At 59.4% G+C, this 5454-nt stretch carries 6 protein-coding genes; 4 read left to right on the top strand and 2 right to left on the bottom strand.

Going from position 1 to position 5454, the window contains the following annotated elements; translation table 11 throughout:
- Positions 1–438 precede the first annotated feature (438 nt).
- On the top strand, positions 439–738 hold the full coding sequence (locus tag AC04P6_RS06325) for a hypothetical protein (RefSeq protein ID WP_475565771.1): 300 nt from the start codon (positions 439–441) through the stop codon (positions 736–738).
- Positions 739–780: 42 nt separating this feature from the next.
- Here AC04P6_RS06325 and AC04P6_RS06320 read toward each other — a convergent pair whose 3' ends face one another.
- On the bottom strand, positions 781–1122 hold the full coding sequence (locus tag AC04P6_RS06320) for a winged helix-turn-helix domain-containing protein (protein WP_475565770.1): 342 nt from the start codon (positions 1120–1122) through the stop codon (positions 781–783).
- Positions 1123–1230: 108 nt separating this feature from the next.
- Positions 1231–2772: a threonine synthase gene (thrC, locus tag AC04P6_RS06315; protein WP_475565769.1), complete on the bottom strand. Its 1542-nt coding sequence runs from the start codon at positions 2770–2772 to the stop codon at positions 1231–1233.
- Positions 2773–3381: 609 nt separating this feature from the next.
- On the opposite strand from thrC, the gene AC04P6_RS06310 reads away from it, so the two are divergent.
- The 3 genes from AC04P6_RS06310 to feoB all read left to right on the top strand — a co-directional run.
- Complete coding sequence (locus tag AC04P6_RS06310; RefSeq protein ID WP_475565768.1) at positions 3382–3591, top strand: FeoA family protein; 210 nt, start codon at positions 3382–3384, stop codon at positions 3589–3591.
- A 102-nt stretch (positions 3592–3693) separates the two neighbouring features.
- Entirely contained in the window at positions 3694–3915 is a 222-nt protein-coding gene (locus AC04P6_RS06305) for a FeoA family protein (RefSeq protein WP_475565767.1), read from the top strand.
- A 56-nt stretch (positions 3916–3971) separates the two neighbouring features.
- The coding region (gene feoB, locus AC04P6_RS06300) for a ferrous iron transporter B (protein WP_475565766.1) at positions 3972–5454 on the top strand (1483 nt) is incomplete at its 3' end.

Raw genomic sequence — 5454 nt, 5'->3', positions numbered from 1 at the left:
GATGCCTTGGGTGGGGGAGGGGCGACGTACGTGAAAGGCGATGGGGCGTATCGCTGGCTGTACGTGGTTTGCCAAGATAGCGGATCGAGCAGAATGGTGGTGATGGTCGTTGCGTAGGACTGTGGGAAAAGGGCCTTCGGTGCGCATAGCCGCACGGTGGGTCGATCGGGTGCGCGGCTTTTTGGGAACGCGCCCAACGGGCGAATTGCTCTTGCTGACGCCATGCCGAAGCGTGCACACGTTCGGCATGCGCTATCCGCTCGATGTGGCATTCGTGGGCCCATCGGGCACAATCGTACGCTCATGTCGTTGCGTTCCTCCGGGGCGCGTGGTGTCTTGTCGCGGGGCCGTTGCGGTTTTGGAGCGGGCGTATACGCCAACGTTGGGCTGGTATCGCCGGGGCGATGCTATGGAAATAGGTAGAAAGGTTGGTTCCGTATGAAGAAATGCCCTGTGTGCCAGGCGATATGTTTCGACGACATGGACATTTGCTATGGCTGCATGCATAGATTCCCGCAGGGCGCTGCTGCGCTTTCAGAAGATCGGGGAAGCCCCAACGAAGGCTCGTCGGGGAGGCTGGAGGCATGTGCTGCCGCTGCAAGCCCTTCGATGGTTGCTGCCGAGCGGGCGGAAGACATCACGTCGATGCGAATACCACTGGGTGCGTCGGGGTTCGAGGTCGAGCTGCACGTGCGCCCGGTGGTGGGCTCGCCGGCGTCTTCCCCGAAGCATGCGTAGAGCGTGGGGAAGTAAAAAGCGCCCCGATGGGGCGCTTGCGTGCTAGGAGATGATGTCCTTGTAGAGGCGTTCGCTTTCCGCCTGCAGGCGTTTGCTCAGTTCGTCGTACGCGTCGAGCAGGGCAATGCACTCGTCGGTGAGCGTGCTGCCATGCGCGCCATCGCGCACCAGCATTTGCATGCCCAGTGATTCTTCCGTTTCCTTGATGATGCGCCAGGCCTTGCTGTAGGCCATGCCCATGTTCTTGGCGGCGGCGTTGAGGGAGCCGGTGCTGCGCACCCCGCGGCAAAGTGCGGCGATGCCGGGGCCGAAGAGTGCGTTCTCTTCAGACAGCGGATTCGCGATGGAGAGCTTAATGCTCGGTTTCAAATCTAGCGGCGTCATAGTTTCCCCTCGTAGGTTACGTCTGCTATCCGGACAATTATAAGGCTTTGTCCGTGTATCCCTTGCGGATACTTCGGTGATTGCCGCCCGCGGCGATCACCGGGTGCGTTACTCGGCCAGGAATGCGCGCGTGGCGTTTTGGATATCTTCGGTGCCTGCGTCGATGACCTGCTTGAAGCGAAGTTCTTTGCCATCGAGTTCGGCTAGGCCGGCGGGAATGTGGCTCTTGCCCGTTTCCTTCGCGATGAGCTCGTTCAGCTCGCAGCCCGTGAGCGCGCCCACGTTTTCGGGCAGGTCGCTTTCGGGCGAGAGCTCGTGCAGGGCGCGGTAGACGCTTACGCCGAATTTTGCCCAATGGGCCGTGCTCGCCACCAGCACGGGGTTTTCCCCGCGCAGGCGCTCGGCCACCTTGTAGGCGACGGCGGTATGCGGGTCGAGCAGGTAGTCGTGCTCGTCGAGCACTTCCTTGATGGTCTTCAGGCAGTCGTCGCTGTCGACGGAATCGCTTGCGAAATCCTTGCGCAGCGCGGCGAACGTATCGGCATCGACGCGGAATTTCTTTTGCGTGTTCAGGTCGTTCATCCAGCCGGCGATGGCGTTGGCGTTGCGGCCGGTGAGCTCGAAGAGCTGGCGCTCCAGGTTCGACGACACCAGGATGTCCATGGACGGGCTGGGCGTGAGCACGAATTCGCGGTCGGAGATGTCGTACGTGCCGGTGTTGATGAAATCGGTGAGCACGCGATTCTCGTTGCTGGCGCACAGCAGGCGCTCGATGGGCGTGCCGATCTGCTTGGCGTACCATGCGGCCAGGATATTGCCGAAGTTGCCGGTGGGCACGCAAACGTCGATGGGGGAACCGGCTTCCACCTTGCCCTGCGCAACGAGCTGCGCGTAGCTGGACACGTAGTACACGACCTGCGGAAGGAGGCGGCCCCAGTTAATGGAGTTCGCGCTGGAGAGGGCAACCTTGTGCTCGCTCATGAGTTCCTGGGCGAACTCTTCGTTGGCGAACGTGCGCTTTACGCCCGTCTGGCAGTCGTCGAAGTTGCCGCGTACGGCCCATACCTTCACGTTGTTGCCCGCCTGGGTGGCCATTTGCTTATGCTGGATGTCGCTCACGCCGCCGTGCGGGTAGAGCACGCCGATCTTCACGCCGTCTTTGTCCTTGAAGCCTTCCAGGGCGGCCTTGCCGGTATCGCCCGAGGTGGCAACCAGGATGAGGAAGGTGTGGTCGATAACGCCCTCGTCGCGCAGCTTCTGCGCGCTGGCGCTGAAGAACAGGGGAAGGCACTGCAGGGCCATGTCCTTGAACGCGCTCGTGGGGCCATGCCAGAGCTCGAGGATATGCGTATCGCTATCGAGCGAGGTGATGGGGCAGATGTCGGCAGAGTCGAAGTTGTCGCCATATGCGGCGTTCATGAGCTCGTCGACCTGGCTGTCGGGAAGGTCGATGCCGAATGCCTTATAGATAGTTGCCGCGCGCTGGGCGTAGGGCAACGTGGAGAGCTCCAGGATTTCGTCGAGGGAAAACTGGGGGATGGACTGGGGGACGAAGAGCCCGCCGCCATCTGCCAAGCCCTGCACGACGGCCTGGGTGAATGGGATCGCCTTTTCCGCGCGCCCGCGAGTATCTATATACAGGTTAGCCATGGTAGCCTCCACTCGAAGTTGGCTCTTTTGCGCAAGTATACTATTACGCGCTAAAGTGCCCGCCTCGTTGAGGCGTCCTTCATGAAATAACGCAAGACCCTTTCAGCTGCTCGCGAAAAAAGTTAAATAATTTCTAGCAAAGGGGTTGACTATTGGTTAGGTTCGCCTAATATATGAACCACGGTAAGCAGTTAGACATGCCTAACGCAAACCGGATTGACAATGTTTAACCGAAAGGCCCCGTGCACCACCTCCTTCTCGTCTGCTTACACGCATGAGGGTCAGGGCGAATCCGACCGCTTCTCCCGGATTCGCCCTCTTTTGTTTTCAGGGGCCGCCATGCGGCCCTTTCTTTTTGCCGGCCCTTTGCGCTCCGCAAGCCCGAACAGACGAACGGACGCACGCGACGGGGGAGCGTGCACTCCGTTTAGCCGTTGGCCAAACGCCTCAAAATCCGTTCGGACGAAAAAAGTTAGGTGAATCTACTAAAAAATAATCCGTAAGGGTTGACTTACTTTCCGTGTTAGATGATAGTAAGCGCAGTTAGCGGTACCTTACTGTTAGTCGTGCCTACATTCCGGAAATGGGCGCGAACTGAAAGGAAACGAAATGGTCCTCACCACGGTTCAGCCGAGCAAGGATTACATCATTCACGCCGTCGCCGGCGAAGGCGATACGCGTCTGCATCTCAGCAGCATGGGCTTCGTGCCCGGCACGAAACTGTCTGTGGTTTCGCGCATCGGCGGCAACCTCATCGTCAGCGTGAAGGGCACCCGCGTCGCCCTCGACGAAAAGCTCGCCAAGTGCATCATGGTCTAGCACCTCGCTAACTCCGTCATCCGTAGCACTGTTCCTAACATGGGTCCCGTATGGGGCGTATGTCAGGGGCAATGCATGTCTTTGTTTTCGAAAGGAAGGTATATGTCAACGCTCGATACGGCAAAACCCGGCGATACCGTCACCGTTGTGAAGCTTCTGGGGCAGGGTGCCACGAAGCGACGCATTATGGACATGGGCATCACCAAAGGCACCTCGGTGTATGTGCGTAAGGTTGCTCCCCTGGGCGATCCCGTCGAAGTCACGATCCGCGGCTACGAGCTCTCCCTGCGCAAGGAAGAAGCCAGCCAGGTGGAAATCGCGTAGCGAATTTTTTCGCGCAAAAGAGTTAACTACAGTTAACAAGTAACACGGAGGTATCAATGGAATTCAATGTGGCGTTGGTGGGCAACCCCAATTGCGGTAAAACCACCCTGTTCAACGCCCTCACCGGTGCAAACCAGTACGTGGGTAACTGGCCCGGTGTAACGGTCGAAAAGAAGACGGGCAAGCTGAAGGGCAACAGCGACGTTACTGTTGTCGACCTGCCTGGCATTTACTCGCTTTCCCCCTACACGCTCGAAGAGGTCGTCGCGCGCGATTACCTCATTAACGAGCATCCGCAGGCGGTACTGAACATCGTCGACGGCTCGAACCTCGAGCGCAATCTCTATCTCACCACGCAGGCTCTTGAGCTGGGCATCCCCACGGTAATCGCCGTGAACATGATGGATGTCGTGGAAAAGAGCGGCGACAAGATCGATCTCGAGGCGCTCTCCCAGAGCATGGGCTGCCCCGTCGTGGCCATTTCCGCCCTGAAGGGCGCGGGCATCGACAAGGTCATCTCCACGCTCATGGAAGTCGCCCAGGGCAAGGTCGCCCCTAAGCTCGCTCATCGCTTCGCCGACGAAGTGGAAGAAACCCTTTCGCAGATCGAAGTCAAGCTCCCCGCCGACGTTCCCGCCAGCGCGAAGCGCTTCTTTGCCGTCAAGCTGTTCGAGCGCGACTCGAAGATTGCTTCCAACATGACGTCCACGCCCGATGTGGAATCCATCATCAAGGCGTCGGAGGAAGCGCACGACGACGACTCCGAAAGCATCATCGTCAACGAGCGTTATGCCTACATCACCAGCATCATCGACAGCTGCGTGAAGCATGCGCAGAACAAGAAGGAACCCATTTCCGACCGCATCGACCGCGTGGTCACCAATCGCTTCCTGGCGATTCCCATCTTCGTGGTCACCATGTTCCTGGTGTACTTCATCTCCATCACCGCCGTGGGCGGCCCCGCCACCGACTGGGCTAACGACGGCCTGTTTGGCGATGGCTGGTTCATCGGCGCCGGTCAGGAAGAATACAGCGAAGTAGCCGACGAGTACGAAAGCGCTCAGAACTCCATCGAGGCGTTTACCGCCGCAGCTTCCGAGGCCGGCATCGATGCCCCCGAAGCTCCCGGCGACGACGCCACGGAAGAAGAGGTCGCGGCTTACGAGTCCGACATGAAGCTGTTCACCAGCGCGACCGAGAAGGCCGAAATCGTGGCGACGTACGATAGCTACGACGACGAAACCGGCGAGAACGAGGTCGTCGAAGTCGACACCGCTGCGTTCGAAGAGGCTCTTGAAGTGGAAGAGCCCGATCCCAACGAGTACGGTATCTGGGTTCCCGGCATCCCCACCCTCATTGGCAACGCCATGGAGGCTGGTCAGGTAGATGCCCAGGTCCAGAGCCTGGTTCTTGACGGCATCGTTGCTGGCGTGGGCGCCGTTCTGGGCTTCGTTCCCCAGCTGCTCGTCTTGTTCTTCTGCCTGGCCTTCCTGGAGGGCTGCGGCTACATGAGCCGTATCGCGTTCATCCTCGACCGCG

The organism is Denitrobacterium sp. (assembly GCF_056180635.1).
The sequence above is the reverse complement of the archived record's forward strand: the minus strand, read 5'-3'. Positions and strand labels throughout refer to the sequence as shown.

Excerpts from the sequence above, each read along its gene's own strand:
- thrC (WP_475565769.1), bottom strand. The coding sequence starts at position 2,772 with ATGGCTAACCTGTATATAGATACTCGCGGGCGCGCGGAAAAGGCGATC.
- AC04P6_RS06320 (WP_475565770.1), bottom strand. The coding sequence starts at position 1,122 with ATGACGCCGCTAGATTTGAAACCGAGCATTAAGCTCTCCATCGCGAAT.
- AC04P6_RS06310 (WP_475565768.1), top strand. The coding sequence starts at position 3,382 with ATGGTCCTCACCACGGTTCAGCCGAGCAAGGATTACATCATTCACGCC.
- AC04P6_RS06325 (WP_475565771.1), top strand. The coding sequence starts at position 439 with ATGAAGAAATGCCCTGTGTGCCAGGCGATATGTTTCGACGACATGGAC.
- AC04P6_RS06305 (WP_475565767.1), top strand. The coding sequence starts at position 3,694 with ATGTCAACGCTCGATACGGCAAAACCCGGCGATACCGTCACCGTTGTG.